Here is an 18,196-nt window from a genome sequence, read left to right as displayed (position 1 = left end):
CGTACAGCCGCCGGTGTAGTGCAGAATTGTCGCATGCGGTTTTGGACGATCTGTCTGCTGACGGCGAGCGCTGTATGCGCTGCGCCTGCCTGGGGTTCTCATGCGTACGCGCTCTGGGGAGCGCCCAAGCTCGCGCCCGGTTTCAGCCACTTCGGCTACGTCAACCCGGCAGCGCCGAAGGGCGGCGAACTGCGCCTGGTAAGCAACCTGCGCGTATCCACCTTCGACAAATACAACCCCTTCACCATTCGCGGCAATGCCCCGGCATACCTGTCGTCGCTGATGTTCGACACGCTGTTGATCGGCTCGATGGACGAGACGGCGACCGGGTATGGATTGCTGGCCGAAGACATCGATGTGGCGGCCGACGGCCTGTCTGCCACCTTCCGGCTGCGGCCTGAGGCGCGCTTTCACAACGGCAAGCCGGTGCTGGCGCAAGACGTGAAGTTCAGCTACGACACGCTGATGGGCCCCTTCACTTCGCCCGCATACAAGACGGCGCTGATCGACGTGGCCGGCATCGACGTGCTGGACGATCGCACCGTGCGCTACCGGTTCAAGCAGCCCAACCGCGAGCTGCCGCTGACCGTCGGCGGCCTGCCGGTGTTCAGCCGCGACTGGGGCGTCGAAAACGGCCGTGCCAAACCCTTCGACCAGGTGGTGATGGACATCCCGATCGGCAGCGGGCCGTACAAGATCGGGCCGGTGAACTTCGGCCGAGACATCACCTACGTGCGCGACACGAACTATTGGGCGCGCGATTTGAATGTGCGCCGCGGCACCGCCAACTTCGACCGCATCCTGGTCAAGATCTACAAGGACAACACCGCGCGGCTCGAGGCCTTGAAGGCGGGCGAGTTCGACCTGATGCGCTTTTTCAGCGCCGGAGACTGGGCGCGCCGCGTCAACGGCCGCAAATTCGATTCGGGCGAACTGGTCAAGGGTGACTTTGCGCACAAGCTGCCTTCGGGATTTCAAAGCTACGTGCTCAACACCCGCCGGCCATTGCTGCAAGACGTGCGGGTGCGCGAGGCGCTGGGTCTGGCGATGGACTTCGAGTGGATGAGCCGCCAGCTGTTCTATGGCAGCTACGCACGCGTGCACGGCCTCTTCGGCAACACGGCGTGCGAGACGCATGGCTCGCCCGGCCCGCAAGAACTGGCGCTGATGGAGCCGTACCGCAAGGACATTCCACCGACTGCCTTCGGCCCTATCAGCGCGCCGCCCAGCACCGATCCGCCGTCATCGCTGCGCGACAACCTGCGGCGTGCTCAAGGCTTGCTGAAAGACGCGGGTTGGGAGGTGCGTGATGGCGTGTTGCGCAATGCCCAGGGCCAGGCGCTGGTGCTGGAATACCTCGACAGCAACGAGGGCGGAGTGCGCACGCTGTCGTCCTGGATCCGCAATCTGCAGAAGCTGGGCGTCACGCTGAACTTCCGCTCGGTGGACTTCGCGCTCTACCAGCAGCGTCTGCAAAAGTTTGAGTTCGACATCACCACCATTGCTTATCAGGGCTCGAACAACCCGGGCCAGGAGTTTGCCGACCTGTTCGGCTCCGAGGCGGCCGACACCGAAGACTCGGGCAACTTTCCGGGCGTGAAGAACCGGGCGGTGGACGCCATGATCCGCAACATGGTCGGCGCCAAGACCGAAGAGCAACTGCTGCCTGCGTGCCATGCGCTGGAGCGCATCATCGTCAGCAGCCACTATCTCATTCCGCAGTGGTATGCCGCTTCCCACCGCATGGTCTACAACGGCTGGCGGCTGGCGCGGCCCGAGGTGTTGCCACCGTACTCGCCCGGAGAGGCGTGGGCCATCGACACCTGGTGGGCCCGCGCGCCAGCGCAGACCGCGCCAGCGCCCGCGAAGCCCTAGCTTTGGCCACCTCAATCGCAGCAACACCGCTCCACCATGTTTGCCTACATCCTCAAGCGCGTCTTGCTCATGCTGCCCACTTTGCTGGGTGTGCTTTTGCTGACCTTCGTTGTGATCCAGTTTGTGCCGGGTGGCCCAGTCGAGCAGTACATGGCCGAGGCCAAGGCCGGCATGGGCGGCCGAGCGGGCGGGGCCGAAGGGGGTGGGATCGCCTATCGCGGTGCGCAGGGCGTGGACCCCCAGCGGCTCGAGCAGATCAAGACGCTGTACGGGTTCGACAAGCCCGCGCACGAGCGCTTCGTGCAGATGCTGGGCCAGTTCGCGCGGTTCGATCTGGGCAAGAGCTTTTTCCAGAACAAGGACGTGTGGCAATTGGTGAAGGAAAAGCTGCCCGTCTCCATCAGCCTGGGGCTGTGGACGTTCTTCATCAGCTATCTGGTCGCCGTGCCGCTGGGCGTGGCCAAGGCCGTTCGGGCGGGCTCGCGGTTCGACTTCGTCACCACGCTGATCGTGCTGGTGGGCTATGCGATTCCGGGCTTCGTGCTGGGCGTGGCGCTGCTGGTCATCTTCGGCGGGCAGCTGCAGTGGTTTCCGCTACGGGGGCTGACCTCGGCCAATTGGGAAGAGTTGTCGTGGGGCGCGCGCATCACCGACTACCTCTGGCACATCACCTTGCCGGTCACGGCGATGGTGCTGGGCAGCTTTGCCGTCACGGCCATGCTGACCAAGAACGCCTTTCTGGAAGAGATTCGCAAGCAATATGTGTTGACGGCGCGCGCCAAGGGCCTGAGCGAGCGCCAGGTGCTGTGGAAGCACGTGTTCCGCAATGCGCTGATTCCGATCATCACCGGCTTTCCGGCCGCTTTCATCGGCGCCTTCTTTGCCGGTTCGCTGCTGATCGAGACGCTGTTTTCGCTCGACGGCCTGGGTCTGCTGAGCTACGAGAGCGTGATCCGCCGCGACTATCCCGTCGTGCTGGGCACGCTCTATCTCTTCACGCTGATCGGGCTCGTCACCAAGCTGATCAGCGACCTCTGCTATGTCTGGGTGGATCCGCGTGTCAAATTTGACTAACCCCCCTGGGCCGGGCGCCGGCGCCGCGCCAGGTCGCACGCCGTCTCCGGTGGCCTCACCATTTCTTTCACCCGGGCGCCGCGCGTGGTTGCGCTTCAAGCGCAATCGGCTCGGTTACTGGAGCCTGGTGCTGTTCTGTGTGCTGGTGGGGTTGAGCCTGGTGGCCGAGGTGCTCAGCAGCGACCGGCCGCTGATCGTGCGTTACGAGGGGCAGACCTATCTGCCCATGCTGCACGACTATTCCGAGAAGACGTTTGGCGGTGACTTCGATACGCCCACCGACTATCTCGATCCGTTCATCCAGCAGCGACTGAGCCAGGGCAGCAACTGGGCGCTGTACACGCTCAATCGCTACGGGCCCAACACGCTCAACTATTTCGCAGAGTCGCCCAACCCGTCCGGCCCCACGCAGCAGAACTGGCTGGGCACGGACGATCGTGGCCGCGACCTGCTGGCACAACTGATCTACGGCTTTCGCGTGAGCGTGCTGTTCGCGCTGGCGCTGACGGCGGTGGGCGTCGTGCTGGGCATCGTGACCGGGGCCATTCAGGGTTTCTTCGGTGGCAAGACCGACCTGGCGTTTCAGCGCTTCATCGAGATCTGGGGCTCCATGCCCGAGCTGTATCTGCTCATCATCTTCAGCGCCATCTTCGCGCCCAGCGTGGGCCTGCTGCTGGTGCTGCTGTCGCTCTTCGGCTGGATGGGCCTGTCGGACTATGTGCGCGCAGAATTCCTGCGCAACCGGCAGCTCGACTACGTCAAGGCCGCGCGCGCCCTGGGGGTGTCCAACGGGCAGATCATCTGGCGGCACATCTTGCCCAACAGCATGACGCCGGTCGTCACCTTCCTGCCGTTTCGAATGAGTGCGGCCATCCTCGCGCTGGCGTCGCTCGACTTCCTCGGCCTGGGCGTTCCACCGGGCACGCCGAGCCTGGGCGAGTTGCTGAGCCAGGGCAAGAACAACATCGACGCTTGGTGGATCTCGCTCTTTACCTTTGCCGCACTGGTGATCACGCTGCTGCTGCTGACCTTCATGGGCGACGCCTTGCGCGACGCCCTCGACCCCCGCAAGGCCGACCGATGAGCGAGCGACAAACCGCGATGACAGGCCGCAGTGGCGCCACCGAGCCATTGCTGCGGGTGCAAAACCTGGGCGTGCAGTTCGGCGACAAAGAGGTGGTGCGCAGCGTCAGCTTCGATATCGCGCACGGCGAAAAGCTGGCGCTGGTGGGCGAATCGGGTTCGGGCAAGACCATCACGGCGCTGTCGCTTCTGCGGCTGGCGGGCGATGCGCGCATCACCGGCCAGGCGTGGATGGGTGGGCGCGACCTTCTGCAATTGAGCGAGCGCGAGATGCGCGGCGTGCGCGGTGGCGATATCGCCATGGTGTTCCAGGAGCCGATGACCGCACTGAACCCCTTGATGACCGTGGGTGATCAGATTGCCGAGGTTTTGGAGCTGAAACAGGCTCTAACGCACACCCAGTCAGCGCAGGCAGCTATTGAATTAATAGCAAGCACCGGCATTCCGGAACCCGCACGGCGCGCACGCGCGTTTCCCCACCAGCTCTCGGGTGGCCAGCGCCAGCGCGCGATGATCGCCATGGCGTTGGCCAGCCGCCCCCAACTGCTGCTGGCCGACGAGCCCACCACGGCGCTGGACGTGACCTTGCGCGGCCAGATCCTCGATCTGCTGTCAGATTTGCAGCGCCAGACCGGCATGGCTGTATTGCTCATCACGCATGACCTGAACCTGGTGCGCCGTTTTGCCGACCGCGTGGCGGTGATGGAGCAGGGCGTGCTGGTGGAGCAGGGCGCTGTCGGTGAGGTATTCAGCGCGCCGAGCCATCCGTACACGCAGCGCTTGATGGGCAGCGTGCCCGTGCGCGACGTGGCTGAACTACCGGTGGCTGCCGATGCCGTGCCTGCCGCGCAAGCGCGTGGCCTGCGCGTGGCGTACCCGACGCCCTTGCCCGGTGTGCGCGGCTGGTTCGGCAAGGGCGAGTTCGTGGCCGTGCAATCGGCCGACTTTTCCATCGCGCCAGGGCGCACCCTGGGCGTGGTGGGCGAATCGGGTTCGGGCAAATCCACACTGGCTCAGGCGCTGCTGGGGTTGCTGCCGCATCAGGGGGAGCTGTCCATCGAAGCCCAAGCCTGGCAGTTGCCAGCCCAGCGCAACACGCCGGCCAATCAGGCGCTGCGCCGGCGGGTGCAGGTGGTGTTCCAGGACCCGTTCTCGTCGCTGTCTCCGCGCCTGACGGTGGAAGAGATCGTGGGCGAAGGCTTGCGCGTGCATGAGCGCAAGCTGCCTCCGGCCGACCGCCGCACGCGGGTGGAGTCGGCACTGGCCGACGTGGGCCTGACGGATGCGCAGTTCCCTGGCCTGCTGGCGCGTTATCCGCACGAATTTTCCGGTGGGCAGCGACAGCGGCTGGCCATCGCCCGTGCACTCATCGTGCAGCCGCAACTGCTGGTGCTTGACGAGCCCACCAGTGCGCTAGACGTGACCATTCAGCAGCAGGTGCTGTCCTTGTTGCAGCGGCTGCAGAAGGAACGTGGCCTGTCGTATCTGCTGATCACGCACGACGTGGCCGTCATTCGCGCCATGGCGCATGACGTGATCGTGATGAAAGATGGCGAGGTGCTGGAGGCCGGCCCAGTTGCGCAAGTGCTGGATGCGCCACACCACCCCTACACGCAGACATTGGTGGCTGCTGCCTTGGTGGACTGACTGCTCGACGATCTGCGCGCGCCCGCTACGGGCGCGGCGGATCAGCCGGTCATGCGCAGGTGTCTACGTTTTTTCCTTGGCGGCCCTGTGCGCCGGCACTGCTGGCGGAAGAGGCCGATTGCACGGTGTCGGTGGCCCCAGCCTGGCGTGTGCTGTCTTGCGTGCTTTCCGTTTGTTCTTGTTGCTTGCGCCGCTGGATCGCTTCGATCTGCGCCTGTACCGCCTGGATCTGGGCCTGCAGCAAACGTACTTTCTGCTCACGTGCCTTGCTGTCCGCCGTGGAGTCGGTCGCGGCCTGCTTGAGTTGCTCGGTCAGGTCACGCAACTGCTTTTGCAATGCGGCAGTGTCTGAGGACCCGCCTGAGGTCGAGCGGCCTGCGGTGGTGAGAGATGATGCTCGGGAGACTTGCATATCGCCTCATATCGGCAGCCTTGGCACAAAATGAAATGGTGCATGGGCCACGCATTCGGCAAGCACCATGCGCCGCTAACCCGCAACCACTTTCCTATGACTGACTCGCTTTTTCCAGATTTCAGTGCGCATGATGTTTCCACCGAGCCCGGCGTTCATATCCGGGTGAAGTGTGGCGGAAGCGGCCCGCCGTTGTTGCTGCTGCACGGTCATCCGCAAACGCATGCCATCTGGCACAAGGTGGCGCCGCGCCTGGCGCAGCACTTCACCCTGGTGCTGGCTGACTTGCGTGGGTACGGCGATTCCGCCAAGCCGTCTGGCGACGCGCAGCATGCGAACTACAGCAAGCGCGTGATGGCGAGGGACATGGTCGAGACCATGCGTCAGCTGGGCCATGAGCGCTTTTCGGTGCTGGCGCACGACCGGGGAGCGCGTGTGGCGCACCGGCTGGCGGCAGATCACCCGCGCGCGGTGCAGCGGCTGGTGCTGCTCGACATCGCGCCCACGCTGGCCATGTACGAACAAACGAGCGAGGCCTTCGCTCGTGCGTACTGGCACTGGTTCTTCCTCATTCAGCCCGCGCCGCTGCCCGAGCGGTTGATCGAAGCCGACCCCGCAGCCTACTTGCGCGATGTGATGGGCAGGCGCAGTGCGGGCCTGGCACCGTTCGATCCACGTGCGCTGGCCGAGTACCAACGCTGCCTGGCCTTGCCCGGCGCGGCGCATGGCCTGTGCGAGGACTACCGTGCGGCCGCAGGCATCGATCTGCAGCACGAGCGCGAGGATCGTGCAGCGGGGCGCAAGCTGCAGATGCCGTTGCTGGCTTTGTGGGGCCAGCAGGGCGCGGTGCACCAATGCTTTGAGCCACTGGTGGAGTGGCAGCGGGTGGCAACCGACGTGCGAGGCCTGGCCTTGCCCTGCGGCCATTACATTGCCGAGGAAGCGCCGGAGGCATTGCTTGCGCAGGCGCTGCCTTTTCTGCGCGATGAGCACCCTGCTGCGGCAGCTTAAGCAACGGGCAACGGGCAACGGGCAACGGCTGCTGGGTCGGGAGGTTGAGAGTCGAACGAATCCGGAACAGGTGCTTACCCCAACCCTCCTCGGGGAGGGTTTATGCGCGTGCACTTGAGCGATACCGTTCAACGCTCTCACTGGATGTTCAGCCGGCTGGCGCATGGTGCGCCGAATGGCCAGACATCAGCCACCTTGCACAACATGCCCATTCATTCCCATCGCCCACGTACCGCTGCCGCCCTGGCCGTTTTTGCTGCATTCGCTGCTGCGTCCCTCACTGCTTGTGGGGGTGGAGGTGGCGGAGACGACAGCCCTGCCACACCGCCCGTGACCGAGACGCCGGCTCCCGCGCCCAGCCCGTCGCCCGCTCCTGCGCCCACGCCGTCGCCGGCTCCTGCCCCGTCACCAACCCCCTCCGGCAGCAGCTCTGCCGCCTGTATCAACGCGGCGGATTACAACGAGGGCACAGTCGTGGTGGAAGAAGGCGTTACCAAGGGCAATGGCCCGAGCGACTACACCACCGTCTCCACCGTCACGACGGGCGGGCGGCAGAACTTTGCGGGTGCCAACCCGGTCACGTTCACACCGCAGTCGACAGGCGCACTGGGCAACAACCGGGAATTCCGCGACTTGGTGGCTGGAAACGAGGTGGCTTACGGGGGCATATCTGACGTGGATACGCAAGTAACGACCTGGGTTTATGAGCCCCCTGTCACCAGTCCCATCGACATGCAGCCCGGCCAGGTGCACGCCCGTGCCTATAAGCAAAAATCAACCGTCGTGGCCAAGGCCCCGGGCGGTGCGACGACCTTGGTCGAAGACAGCGTGGAAGACCGGTATACCTATGTGGGCCGGGAACTGCTGCCGACCGCGTTGGGGACCTTGAACGTCTGCAAGTTCTCAAACGCCAAGACCACGGTGAGGGCGAACGAGTCCAGCAAGACCACGTTCGAAATCTGGACAGTCGCCGAAGGGCCTTATCGCGGCCGCACCGTCAGGATCAAGACCACGGCCGATGTCGCGGGTACTTCCTCCACCTACGACGTTACCAAGATCACCTACACACCCAAGTGATGCGGATCGGGCTTGGAGCCCGGTCTCACGCTCACTGCCGCGGCCGCTGCTGCATCACCAGCGCATAGAGCGCCTGCGCAGCGGGCGACAGCCCACGGTCTCGCCTGCGCACCAGGTAGATCTGGCGGGTCAGGCCGGCCAGCCGCAGTGGCCGGGTGACCAGGCCCGGCTGGTTGAAGTGAAAGAGCGTGAGTGTGGGCACCACACTGATACCCAAGCCAGCGCGCACCATCCCCATCACGGTGGCCAGTTGTTCCACCTCCATCAGCGTGTGCATGGCCTGGGGGTGAAAGGCGGCTTCCAGGTATTGCCGCACGCTGCTGGTGCGCGCCAGGTGGATGAAGGGCCAGGTGGCCAGATCGCCCGGCGACAGGGCGGCCTGCTTGCCGCGCGCCGTTACGCGAAGGGCCAGCGGGTGGTCTTCACGGCACACCAGGTGAAACCCGTCCTTGCAGAACGGCTCGGCGCGCAACTCGGGGGTGTCTGCGCGAATAGCCGCCAAAGCGAAATCGGCCTTGCCGGCGGCGACGCGCTCGATGCAGGGCTCCGACAGCGCATCCGCGATGTCCAGCTCGATGCCGGGGTGCGCGGCGCGGTAGGTGGCAAGCACCTGCGGCAGCCATCCTGCAGCGAGCGAGGGCAGCAAGGCCATCGACACGCGTCCGCGCCGCAGCGTGACGGCATCGCGCATGCCCTCCAGCGCGGCGTCGACCTCGGCACGAATGCGGCGGGCCGACTCCAGAAAGTTGACGCCTTCGGGCGTCAGGTCCACATGGCGGGTGCTGCGGTCGAAAAGGCGCAGGCCCAGGTCGTTTTCCAGCGCGCGCACCAGTGCGCTGAATGCGGGCTGCGACAGGTGGCACTGCACCGCAGCGCGCGTGAAGTTGCGCTGCGCGGCCAGCGCCAGGAAGGCATCGATCTGACGGGTGGAGATATTCATTTGAATTTCAGATGAATTGATCTTCATTATCTATTTCACAGACAGGCCGCTCAGGTCTACATTGCATCGCAGGAGACACGACTGCGAAAGATGCAACCCATGGCGAGCCCATCCCCCCTGTTCATCGGCTGTGCCGCCGGCTTTTCGGGCGACCGTACCGACGCTGCCGCGCCGGTCGTGCAAGCGCTCATCGCCAGCGGGCATCCGGCCGTACTGATCTTCGAGACCCTGGCCGAGCGCACGCTGGCGCTGGCCCAGCTGGCGCGCCGCACGCAGCCCGACGCCGGCTATGAGCCTTTGCTGGACGACATGCTGCGCCCCGTGCTGGCGCAATGTCTGCAGCATGGCATTCGCATCGTCAGCAACTTCGGCGCGGCCAACCCGTGGGGCGCTGCCCGCCGCATTCAGCAACTTGCGCGAGAACTCGGTGCGCGGCCACCGCGTGTGGCAGTGGTGCAGGGCGATGATCTGAGCGGGCCTCAGCACCGCGCACTGCTGCAGGCGGCGCTGGGCGAGGCCTTGCCGGTGGAGCCCATCGTGAGCGCCAACGCCTACATCGGTGCGCAGCCGATTGCCGATGCCCTGCGCGGCGGTGCCGACGTGGTGGTCTGCGGCCGTGTGGCCGACCCTTCGCTGGTGCTGGGGCCGGCGCTGGCGCACTTCGGCTGGCGCACGGACGACTGGGACCGGCTGGCGCGCGCCACCATGGCCGGCCACTTGCTGGAATGCGGCGCTCAAGTCACGGGCGGCTACTTCGCCGATCCGGGCTTCAAGGACGTGACGGGCATGGCGCGGCTGGGCTACCCCATTGCCCGTATCGACGCCGATGGCCATTGCACCATCACCAAGCCGGCGGGCACCGGCGGGCGTGTGGACGAGCGCACCGTCAAGGAGCAGTTGCTGTATGAACTGCACGACCCCGCCGCCTACCTCACGCCAGACGTGGTGGCCGACATCACCGAAGCCCGCGTCACGCAGGAAGGGCCCGACAACGTACGGCTGGCAGGCGTGCGCGGGCATGCGCAGCCGCTCACGCTCAAGGTCAACGTGTGCTTTGAATCCGGCTGGTTTGCAGAAGGTGAGATCTCCTACGCCGGCCCTCGCGCTGGCGCCCGTGCCCGGCTGGCCGGTGCAGTGCTGCGAGAGCGGCTGGCCGGTGTGGCGCCTTTGCGCATCGACCTGATCGGTGTCACCAGCGTGTTTGGCGACGACAGCAGCCGGTGGCTAGAAGAGCCCGCCGCCCAAGCGCTGGGCGATGACGCCCGCGACGTGCGCTTGCGCGTGGCGTGGCAGCACCGCGACCACGCCACGGCGCAGCGGCTGGTACGCGAGGTGACCGCACTGTATTGCTGCGGCCCGGCCGGTGGCGGCGGCGTGCGCACCGCCATGCGGCCGCGCCTGGGCACCGTGTCGTGCCTGGTGCCGCGTGAGGCCGTTGCAGTGGGCTTCGAGTGGCTGGACTGACCCAGCAATCGCCATAGAAATCCATCCACCATGACAGACATAGCAACCTCCGCCGTGCCGCTCTACCGCCTGGCGCACAGCCGCACGGGCGACAAAGGCAACCGATCCAACATCAGCGTGATCGCATGGCACCCGGCCTTGTGGGACTTGCTGGTGAGCCAGGTCACCGAAGAGGCGGTGGCTCAGCACTTCGCCTCACGCCGCCCGCGCAGCGTGACGCGTTATCTGCTGCCGAATCTGCATGCGATGAACTTCGTCATCGACGACGTGCTGGATGGTGGCGTGAACGACGCGCTGAACCTGGACAGCCATGGCAAGGCGCTTTCATTCCTGCTGCTGGAACTGCCAGTGCACGTACCTGCCGATCTGCACAGCCACCTCGCTGGTCCAGCGTAAGGAGTTTTTCCAGCAGCCACCTTTTTTTGTGCCTTTTCTTTTCCCGTTCTTCCCCATCACATCAAACATTCAGGAGACAAGATGAACGCCACATTTCTCAATCAATCTTCGGGCCGATTTGCCCGCCGCCATGTTCTGGCCACGGCTGCGGCCCTGCTGGGGCTGTCGCTTGCCGGCGGCGCCATGGCGCAGGCGTATCCGTCCAAACCCATCACGTTCGTGGTGCCCTTTGCGGCCGGCAGTGCCACCGACCAGTTGGCGCGCGCCCTGGGCCAGTCGATCAACGTCGACACCAAGCAGCCCGTGGTGGTGGACAACAAGGCCGGCGCCAGCGGCATGATCGCAGCCCAATCGGTGGCCAAGGCGGCGGCGGACGGCTACACGGTGCTGATCACCACCAACACCACGCATGCGGCCAATGAACACCTCTATAAAAAGCTGCCCTACGACCCGGTGAAGGATTTCGCGCCGGTGACCGGTCTGGGCAAGGGCGGCCAGGTGCTGGTGGTGAACGCTGCGGCGCCGTACAAGAACGTGGCCGAGCTGCTGGCCGCCGCGAAGAAGAACCCCGGCAAGCTGTCGTTCGGCAGCGGCAGTTCCTCGAGCCGCATGGCGGGCGAAATGCTCAAGCAACTGGCGGGCGTGGACATCCTGCATGTGCCGTACAAGAGCAACCCGCTGGCCATCACCGACCTGCTGGGCGGGCAAATCGACTTGATGATCACCGACACCTCCACCGGCGTGCCGCAGGTCAAGGCCGGCAAGCTGCGCGCGCTGGGCTATTCCACGCAAAAGCGCAGCACGCAGTTGCGTGACGTTCCCACCATCGCCGAGGCCGGAGTGAAGGGCTATGACATGGGCTACTGGTTTGCCGCCTATGTACCGGCGGGCACGCCTGCGCCGGTCGTTGCGCGGTTGAACGAGCTGCTGGCCGCCGCCACCAAGAGCGCAGCCGCACAGTCCTTCTACGACATGGCGGGCTCGGAAGCGTGGACCACCACGCCCGACGGCCTGGCGCAGTTCCAGTCTGCCGAAACGCGCAAGTGGGGCCAGGTCATCAAGGCCGCGGGTATCGAGCCCGAGTAATCGCCGCTTGACGGGACAGCGGGCGGCTAGCTGACCGCTGCGTTTTCAGGCAAACCCTTCCTTTCCTTCTTCCTTCCCTTTTTTCAGATGCCGACGTTCGCCGCCAAGCACGGCGAGCGCGGCGCAGCCTGGCTGGTGGCGATGCCTGGCGCAGCTTCGCGCGGCGCATCACCAGACAGGGCCTTGCGTTCGGGTTCCCCCGGGGGCCCATCCTTCAGGAGACAAAGCCATGCAGTCCACTTCTTTCATCACTCCCTACGGCCATGCGTTGCGGCGCCGTGCGTCCACATCCTGCGTATCGAGCCTCTCGCGCCGCCCGTTCGCCCTGGCGGCCTGCGCCGCTGCAGCCATGGCGCTGTCGGCCTGCGGTGGGGGTGGCGGTGGCTCGGTGCAGAGCAAGGCGCCGCAGCTGCGACTGACGGTGACCGCGACCGAGGACTACCCTGGCAACTTCGGCAGCGTGGGTGCTTACGAAAAGGTCACCGGCACGCTGCAGGGCGAGGTGGATCCGGCCGATCCGAAGAACGCCGTGATTCAGGACTTGCAACTGGCGCCGAGAAACGCGCGCGGCATGGTCGACTACAGCGCCGACTTCATGATGCTCAAGCCCAAGAACATGGCCCAGGCCAACGGCGTGTTGCGTTACGACGCGCCCAATCGGGGCAACATCCTGACGCAGCCCAATCTGACCGCCAGCCCCAGCGACGCGATCTACTTCGAGCGTGGCTACGTGATGCTCTATTCCGCGTGGCAGGGGGATGTGCCCAAGAGCACGCCTGCGCGGCTGACCGTGACCGTGCCGGTGGCGCGCAATGCCGACGGCAGCAGCATCACCGGCGCTTACCGCACTGAACTGGTGCCCACTGCCGCCGCGGCCGCCATGACGCTGCCGGGCGGCGTTTTCAACGGCACGATGATTCCTTACGAGCCGGCGAGCCTGGACAACACGCAGCCTGGTTACTCCCTCAGTCGCCGGCGCAACGAGACCGATGCGCGTGAACCTGTGGCGGCTGGCGACTGGAAGTTCGCCACCTGCGATACGGCTGGCAATCCGTTTCCCGGCACGGCCAGCGCCACCAGCGTGTGCCTGCGCGCCGGCTTCGATCCGCAGTATTTGTACGAGCTGGTCTACGTCGCCAAAGACCCGAAGCTCATGGGCGTGGGCCTGGCGGCACTGCGCGACACGGTCAGTTTCTTCCGTGGCGCGGCGGCCGACGCGGACGGGCGGGCCAACCCGCTCGCGGGCCGCATCCAGCACACCATCGGCCAGGGAACGTCCCAGTCGGGTAACGCGATGAAGACCTTCCTGCACCTGGGCTTCAACCAGCGCCTAGACGGCGGCAAGGTGTTCGACGGCATCTTCGCCCACGTGGCCGCGCGGCAAACCCACGTCAACACGCGTTTCGCGGTGCCGGGGGGCGGCGGCGGCCTGCGCACCGACCACACTGCCTTCGGCCAGACGGCGCCGCGCGGGCTGGACAAGGACTATGTGGACGACGTCAGCGGCCGCCAGGGTGGCGTGATGAAGCGCTGCGCCGCCACCGACACGTGCCCGAAGTTCTTCCTGGGCCTGTCGGGCACCGAGTTCTGGCAGTTGCAGGGCTCGCCCGTGCTGACCGATGCCAAGGGCCTGCGCGACATCGCCCAGCCGGCCAACGCCCGCATCTACTACTACGCCAGCACGCAGCACGGCGGCGCAGGCGGCACCGAAAGCATCAGCTACGCCCCCACACGCAATGTGTACCCGGCGGGCACCGTGGTGCATTTCACCGACACCTTCCGCGCGCTGTTCGTCACGCTCGAAGACTGGGTGGTTCGCGGCACCGAGCCGCCGGCCAGCCAGGTGCCACGCCTTGCCGACGGCACACTGGCGCGGCCCGAGCAACTGGTGTTTCCGGCCATGCGCGGTCTGACCTGGAGCGTGGGCGGCGTGCAGACCGCCATTCCCACCTTCGACTACCGCGGGCTCTACAACGGCTTTCCGCTGCTCGACTTCGGCCCGCAGTACATCCCACAGGACGAATCGGGCATCGCGACGCTGCAGCCACCGCGTGTAGCAGCGCAGCAGTACGCCATTCTGGTGCCGCAGGTGGACGCCACCACCGGGCTCACCCGTGCGGGCATTCGCAGCCTGGAGGCCCGCGTGCCGCTGGGCACCAGCATCGAGTTCAACTACGTCGCCACGCCCGGCATCACCGATCTGTCGAACCTGACGGGCAGCTTCATTCCGTTCCACATCACCCGTGCCCAGCGGCTGGCAGCAGGGGACGCGCGCCCCTCGCTGCAGGAGCTGTACGGCACGCAGGCGGGCTACGTGACAGCGGTGGAGCAGGCAGCGGCCGACCTGGTGCGCGAGCGGATGCTGCTGCAGCGCGACGCCGATGCCTTGGTAGCCAAGGCCCGCACGCGGGTGGTACTGCCCTGAATGGATGGCAGCTGGGCGTCGGTGAGTTTTATGGGTCAAATGGGCCTCTAGCGCTTATGTATAAAGCGCTGGCAGCTATAAAAACCATAGTAATGGCGTGGTGCTGAGGGCGCGCGTCAGTGTCAGTTGGCACTGGCAGCAACTGTCGCCTTAGCCCGCCCCTTCTCTCGGCTTCAGTGGCTGGCAGGCGGCATGCGCAGGTGTTCCTGACCGCTTCCGTTGTACAGGCGAAAGTGGCGGCGCCCTGCGCGCTTGGCGGCGTACATGGCCGCATCGGCACTGCGTGACAGTGCCTCGAAGCTGTCGCCGTGCTGCGGGTACATGGCGATACCGCCGCTCAGATAGATCTGCCGCTCCTGGCCGTCCAGATCGAACGGCGCAGCGCATGCGGCCATCAGCTTCTCCGCCACCACGCAGGCCTGTTCGGCGGTGTCCAGCGCAGGCAGCAGCACCACGAACTCGTCGCCGCCCTGGCGGCACACGGTGTCCGACTGCCTGACAGACGCGGTGAAGCGCTGCGCCATCTGCACCAGCAGGGCATCGCCCGCATCGTGGCCCAAGGTGTCGTTGACTTGCTTGAACCCGTCCAGATCGATGTACATCAGAGCCAGGCTGCGGTTGTCACGCTTGGCACGGGCAATGGCCTGCTCGGCGCGGTCTTGCAGCAGCATCCGGTTAGGCAGGTCGGTCAGCGCGTCGTACTGTGCCAGGTGCGCCATGCGGCGCGACAGGGCCATGGCCTGTGTCACGTCGCGCAGCACCATCACGGCGCCGGTCACGTGGCCGTGCCGGTCGGTGATGGGGCTGGCCGACTCCTCAACGTCGACCTCTTTGCCATCGCGCCGGCGCAGCACCACGCCGCGCTGTGCCGCCTGGTTGGCGCCCTCGCTCAGGGCGCGTTGAATGGGGCTTGCGTCAGAAGTCTGGCCGTCCGGCATCTTCAACGGGGCGAGCAGGTCGACATGCTGTCCGGCGGCGTCGAAGGCCTGCCAGCCGGTCAACAATTCAGCCACTGGGTTGAGGTAGGTGACGTGGCCGTGGGCGTCAGTACAGATCACGGCATCGCCAATGGCCTGCAGCGTCAGACGGACCAGTTCCTTTTCTTCGAACAGCATGTCTTCCATGCGCTTGCGTTCGGTCAGGTCGTCGATTTGCACGAAAAAGCCCCGCACCTTGTCGCCGTCCAGGTCGGGAATGTAGGAAACGAGGGCGTGCTGCGTTTCACCTGAGCTCATGTGCAGCGTCCGCTCAAACACCTGCCGATGGCCTTGCAGCGCCTGTTCCACATGCACGCGCACCTGCGCATAGAAGCGCGGGCCTGCCACCTCTACCATGCGTTTGGCGCGCAACTCCTCGGCAGTCATGCCGGCCCACTGCAGATAGGCCTGGTTGGCAAACCGGTTGTGCAGGTCGCTGTCCCAGTACGCCACCATGGAGGGCAGGTTGTGCAGGATGGTGCTCATGTCGTGCTCGGCCTGCTTGAGTTGCGCACCGATGGCCTGCCGGCGCCGCAATTCGCGCACGAAGAGCCAGGCCAGCCCCAGGCTGGCCAACACCAGCAATGCGGCAAAACCGCCGAGCTGCGTGGCGCTGCGCCGCCATTGCGCCAGGATGCTGCCCACTGGCTGGGACACACTGACCACCAGCGGATGACCCTGAATTTGTCTGAATGCGTGCAGGCGTGTTGTGCCGTCTGCATCGTCGGCACTGGTAAAGGTGCCGTGGTCAGTCGCCAGCACGCGCTGGAGATGTGCCTGGTCGATGGTGACGGAGCCGATGAGTGCCTCGTTCTGCGGCGTCGTGGCAATCGTCATGCCGTCCGAGCGCCATAGATCCACGCGGTTGGCCGCATCGACATTCACCGATGCAAACAACTCGTCAAAGTATTTCAACCGGATGGAGCCCACCACCACGCCAGCGAAATTTCCATCTGCATCGAAGTAGGCTCGGCTGAGCGGCAGGCTGAGCTGATTACCGGAAAGCCGTGCATAAATCGGCTTGGCGATGTAGAGGCCATGCATGGCACCCTGCGCATGCACCTGGAAGTAGTCGCGATCGCTGAGGTTGCCCTTGCGCGGAATCTCCGACGTGGAGTCGAAGATGATATTGCCCGCTGCATCCAGCACCACGACGTTGCCGAGTCCCCGCGTGCGCAGCGAATTGTCGAAAAGCAGGGCGTTGCGAACCGATGGCTGCAGGGTATGCAAGTCGGGGCGCGCCAGGCCGACGACGATGCCTTCGAGCGAATACGCAAACCCATCGATGGTGCGACCGATGTTCTGCTCGATGGTGTGGACCAGCGTGGCGTTGGTCTGGCGCGCGTGGTTCCACGCGTCTTCGCGAAGCGCCAGGATGACCTGGGCGAAGAGGGCCGCAGTGGCCATCGACAAAGCCAGCGCGAGCGCTGCATATCGGCGGGGCGAGAGTTGGCGCATCGGTGATAAGCGGGCGAAAACAAGGCACGGCTCGCGTTGCCGCAAAGGCCAGAGCCTCCACCCGTCCGGCTGAATTCAGATCGTCAGGGCAACGTGTTAGCAGAGGTGGCCGGGGCAGAGCGCGGCGGCGCGAACAGGTCCCAGGTGGCAATGAACAGTGCGGCGATCACAGGGCCGATGACGAACCCGGTCAGACCGAAAAGCGCCATTCCGCCCAGCGTGGAAATCAGCACCACGTAGTCCGGCATCTTGGTGTCCTTGCCCACCAGCAGCGGGCGCAGAACGTTGTCCACCAGGCCGATCACCAAGATGCCATAGCCGGTCAATATGGCCCCTTGCATGACGGCACCCGTCGCAAAGAAATAGATGGCGACGGGCGCCCAGATCAGTCCGGCCCCCACCGCCGGCAACAGCGACAGAAAGGCCATCAGCACGCCCCACAACACCGGGCCCTGAATGCCCAGAGCCCAGAACGCAACCCCGCCCAGTGCACCCTGCACCGCAGCGACCACGATATTGCCCTTGACGGTGGCGCGGATGACGGTGGTGAACTTGCTGGTCAGCTGTCGCTTGTGACCATCTTCCAGCGGAATGGCATCACCGATGCGCTTACCCAACGCTGCCCCGTCGCGCAGCAAAAAGAAGAGCAGGTACATCATGATGCCGAAGCTCACCAGGAACTGCAGCGTGTTCTGCCCCACGTCGAACGCCCGCGTGGCCAGTGCCTGCCCAGCCTGCAAGCCCACGGTGGAGAGACGGTCCTGCAGATCGTTCATCGAGGTCAGGTTGAACCGGTCGAGCAGAGAGCGCACCCAGTCGGGCAGGGCTGCCAAAACCTGTTGCACATAGGCCCCCAGATTCAACTGGCCCGAGCGCAGTCGCTCGTAGATCAACCCGGCTTCCTGTACCAGCGAAATGCCGATGAGCGTCATGGGAAGAATCACCACCACAAGGCAGAGCACCAGCGTGGCCAGCGCCGCCAGGTTGTGCCGCTTGGGCATGAGCCGCAGCAGTTTGCGATAGAGCGGGGTGAACAGAATGGCCAGAACCATGCCCCAGAACACTGCACCGTGAAAAGGCCAAAGGATGGCGAAAAAAGCCACCGTGACGGCGGCGAGCAAAAGCAGCAAGGTGCGGCTCTGGAGCAGGGGAGGGTTCATGGATCCGTACTGTGGAAAAGTCCTGCAAATGTAAAGCAGGCGCGCGTTTTTTTGCCAAGCGTTGCGCGCCATCCGCAAATCAGCACTGGGTTGCCGCGGAGGTTCGGTGGC

The 18,196-nt window shown here is 65.2% G+C and carries 14 protein-coding genes; 10 read left to right on the top strand and 4 right to left on the bottom strand.

The features are described from left to right. Nucleotides 1-33 precede the first annotated feature (33 nt). From RQI28_RS02075 to RQI28_RS02060, 4 genes are read left to right on the top strand one after another with little or no spacing between them, the layout of a single operon-like run. Nucleotides 34-1,875 carry an extracellular solute-binding protein gene (locus RQI28_RS02075; protein WP_311220931.1) on the top strand — a complete coding sequence of 614 codons (1,842 nt, stop codon included), beginning with the start codon at nucleotides 34-36 and terminating at the stop codon, nucleotides 1,873-1,875. A gap of 36 nt (nucleotides 1,876-1,911) precedes the next feature. Next, nucleotides 1,912-2,949, top strand: a complete 1,038-nt coding sequence (locus tag RQI28_RS02070) for a microcin C ABC transporter permease YejB (protein ID WP_311220930.1) — start codon at nucleotides 1,912-1,914, stop codon at nucleotides 2,947-2,949. Next, complete coding sequence (locus tag RQI28_RS02065) at nucleotides 2,915-4,033, top strand: ABC transporter permease (RefSeq protein ID WP_311220929.1); 1,119 nt, start codon at nucleotides 2,915-2,917, stop codon at nucleotides 4,031-4,033. The genes RQI28_RS02070 and RQI28_RS02065 overlap by 35 nt, the downstream gene beginning before the upstream one ends. Further along, nucleotides 4,030-5,679, top strand: a complete 1,650-nt coding sequence (locus tag RQI28_RS02060; RefSeq protein WP_311220928.1) for a dipeptide ABC transporter ATP-binding protein — start codon at nucleotides 4,030-4,032, stop codon at nucleotides 5,677-5,679. Before RQI28_RS02065 ends, RQI28_RS02060 begins: the two co-directional genes overlap by 4 nt. A gap of 49 nt (nucleotides 5,680-5,728) precedes the next feature. Here RQI28_RS02060 and RQI28_RS02055 read toward each other — a convergent pair whose 3' ends face one another. After that, the gene (locus tag RQI28_RS02055) at nucleotides 5,729-6,091 is read right to left on the bottom strand and encodes a FlxA-like family protein (protein ID WP_311220927.1); all 363 of its coding nucleotides are present in this window, start codon (nucleotides 6,089-6,091) and stop codon (nucleotides 5,729-5,731) included. A 96-nt stretch (nucleotides 6,092-6,187) separates the two neighbouring features. On the opposite strand from RQI28_RS02055, the gene RQI28_RS02050 reads away from it, so the two are divergent. Continuing rightward, complete coding sequence (locus RQI28_RS02050; RefSeq protein ID WP_311220926.1) at nucleotides 6,188-7,102, top strand: alpha/beta hydrolase; 915 nt, start codon at nucleotides 6,188-6,190, stop codon at nucleotides 7,100-7,102. A gap of 330 nt (nucleotides 7,103-7,432) precedes the next feature. Beyond that, nucleotides 7,433-8,179 (top strand): hypothetical protein, encoded by a 747-nt coding sequence (locus RQI28_RS02045; RefSeq protein WP_311230881.1) that lies wholly within the window; start codon nucleotides 7,433-7,435, stop codon nucleotides 8,177-8,179. Between the two features lie 31 nt (nucleotides 8,180-8,210). Here RQI28_RS02045 and RQI28_RS02040 read toward each other — a convergent pair whose 3' ends face one another. Further along, nucleotides 8,211-9,119: a LysR family transcriptional regulator gene (locus tag RQI28_RS02040; RefSeq protein ID WP_311220924.1), complete on the bottom strand. Its 909-nt coding sequence runs from the start codon at nucleotides 9,117-9,119 to the stop codon at nucleotides 8,211-8,213. 99 nt (nucleotides 9,120-9,218) lie between these two features. Between RQI28_RS02040 and RQI28_RS02035 the strand changes: the two genes are divergently transcribed. From RQI28_RS02035 to RQI28_RS02020, 4 genes are all read left to right on the top strand, one after another. Next, on the top strand, nucleotides 9,219-10,583 hold the full coding sequence (locus tag RQI28_RS02035) for an acyclic terpene utilization AtuA family protein (protein ID WP_311220923.1): 1,365 nt from the start codon (nucleotides 9,219-9,221) through the stop codon (nucleotides 10,581-10,583). Nucleotides 10,584-10,613: 30 nt separating this feature from the next. Further along, nucleotides 10,614-10,979 carry a hypothetical protein gene (locus RQI28_RS02030; RefSeq protein ID WP_311220922.1) on the top strand — a complete coding sequence of 122 codons (366 nt, stop codon included), beginning with the start codon at nucleotides 10,614-10,616 and terminating at the stop codon, nucleotides 10,977-10,979. A gap of 81 nt (nucleotides 10,980-11,060) precedes the next feature. Continuing rightward, entirely contained in the window at nucleotides 11,061-12,065 is a 1,005-nt protein-coding gene (locus RQI28_RS02025; protein WP_311220921.1) for a tripartite tricarboxylate transporter substrate binding protein, read from the top strand. 349 nt (nucleotides 12,066-12,414) lie between these two features. Continuing rightward, nucleotides 12,415-14,490, top strand: coding sequence for an alpha/beta hydrolase domain-containing protein (locus RQI28_RS02020; protein WP_311221544.1), 2,076 nt, complete (start codon nucleotides 12,415-12,417; stop codon nucleotides 14,488-14,490). Nucleotides 14,491-14,663: 173 nt separating this feature from the next. Here the strand turns inward: RQI28_RS02020 and RQI28_RS02015 are convergent, their stop codons facing one another. Then, nucleotides 14,664-16,925, bottom strand: a complete 2,262-nt coding sequence (locus RQI28_RS02015; RefSeq protein WP_311220920.1) for a diguanylate cyclase domain-containing protein — start codon at nucleotides 16,923-16,925, stop codon at nucleotides 14,664-14,666. Nucleotides 16,926-17,008: 83 nt separating this feature from the next. Further along, the gene (locus RQI28_RS02010) at nucleotides 17,009-18,085 is read right to left on the bottom strand and encodes an AI-2E family transporter (RefSeq protein WP_311220919.1); all 1,077 of its coding nucleotides are present in this window, start codon (nucleotides 18,083-18,085) and stop codon (nucleotides 17,009-17,011) included. Nucleotides 18,086-18,196: the final 111 nt, after the last annotated feature.

Source organism: Acidovorax sp. WCS2018Noco2-16, assembly GCF_031843945.1.
In the GTDB taxonomy this organism is placed as follows: domain Bacteria; phylum Pseudomonadota; class Gammaproteobacteria; order Burkholderiales; family Burkholderiaceae_C; genus Paracidovorax.
Note: the sequence above shows the minus strand (reverse complement) of the source record. Positions and strands in the feature narration are given on the sequence as shown.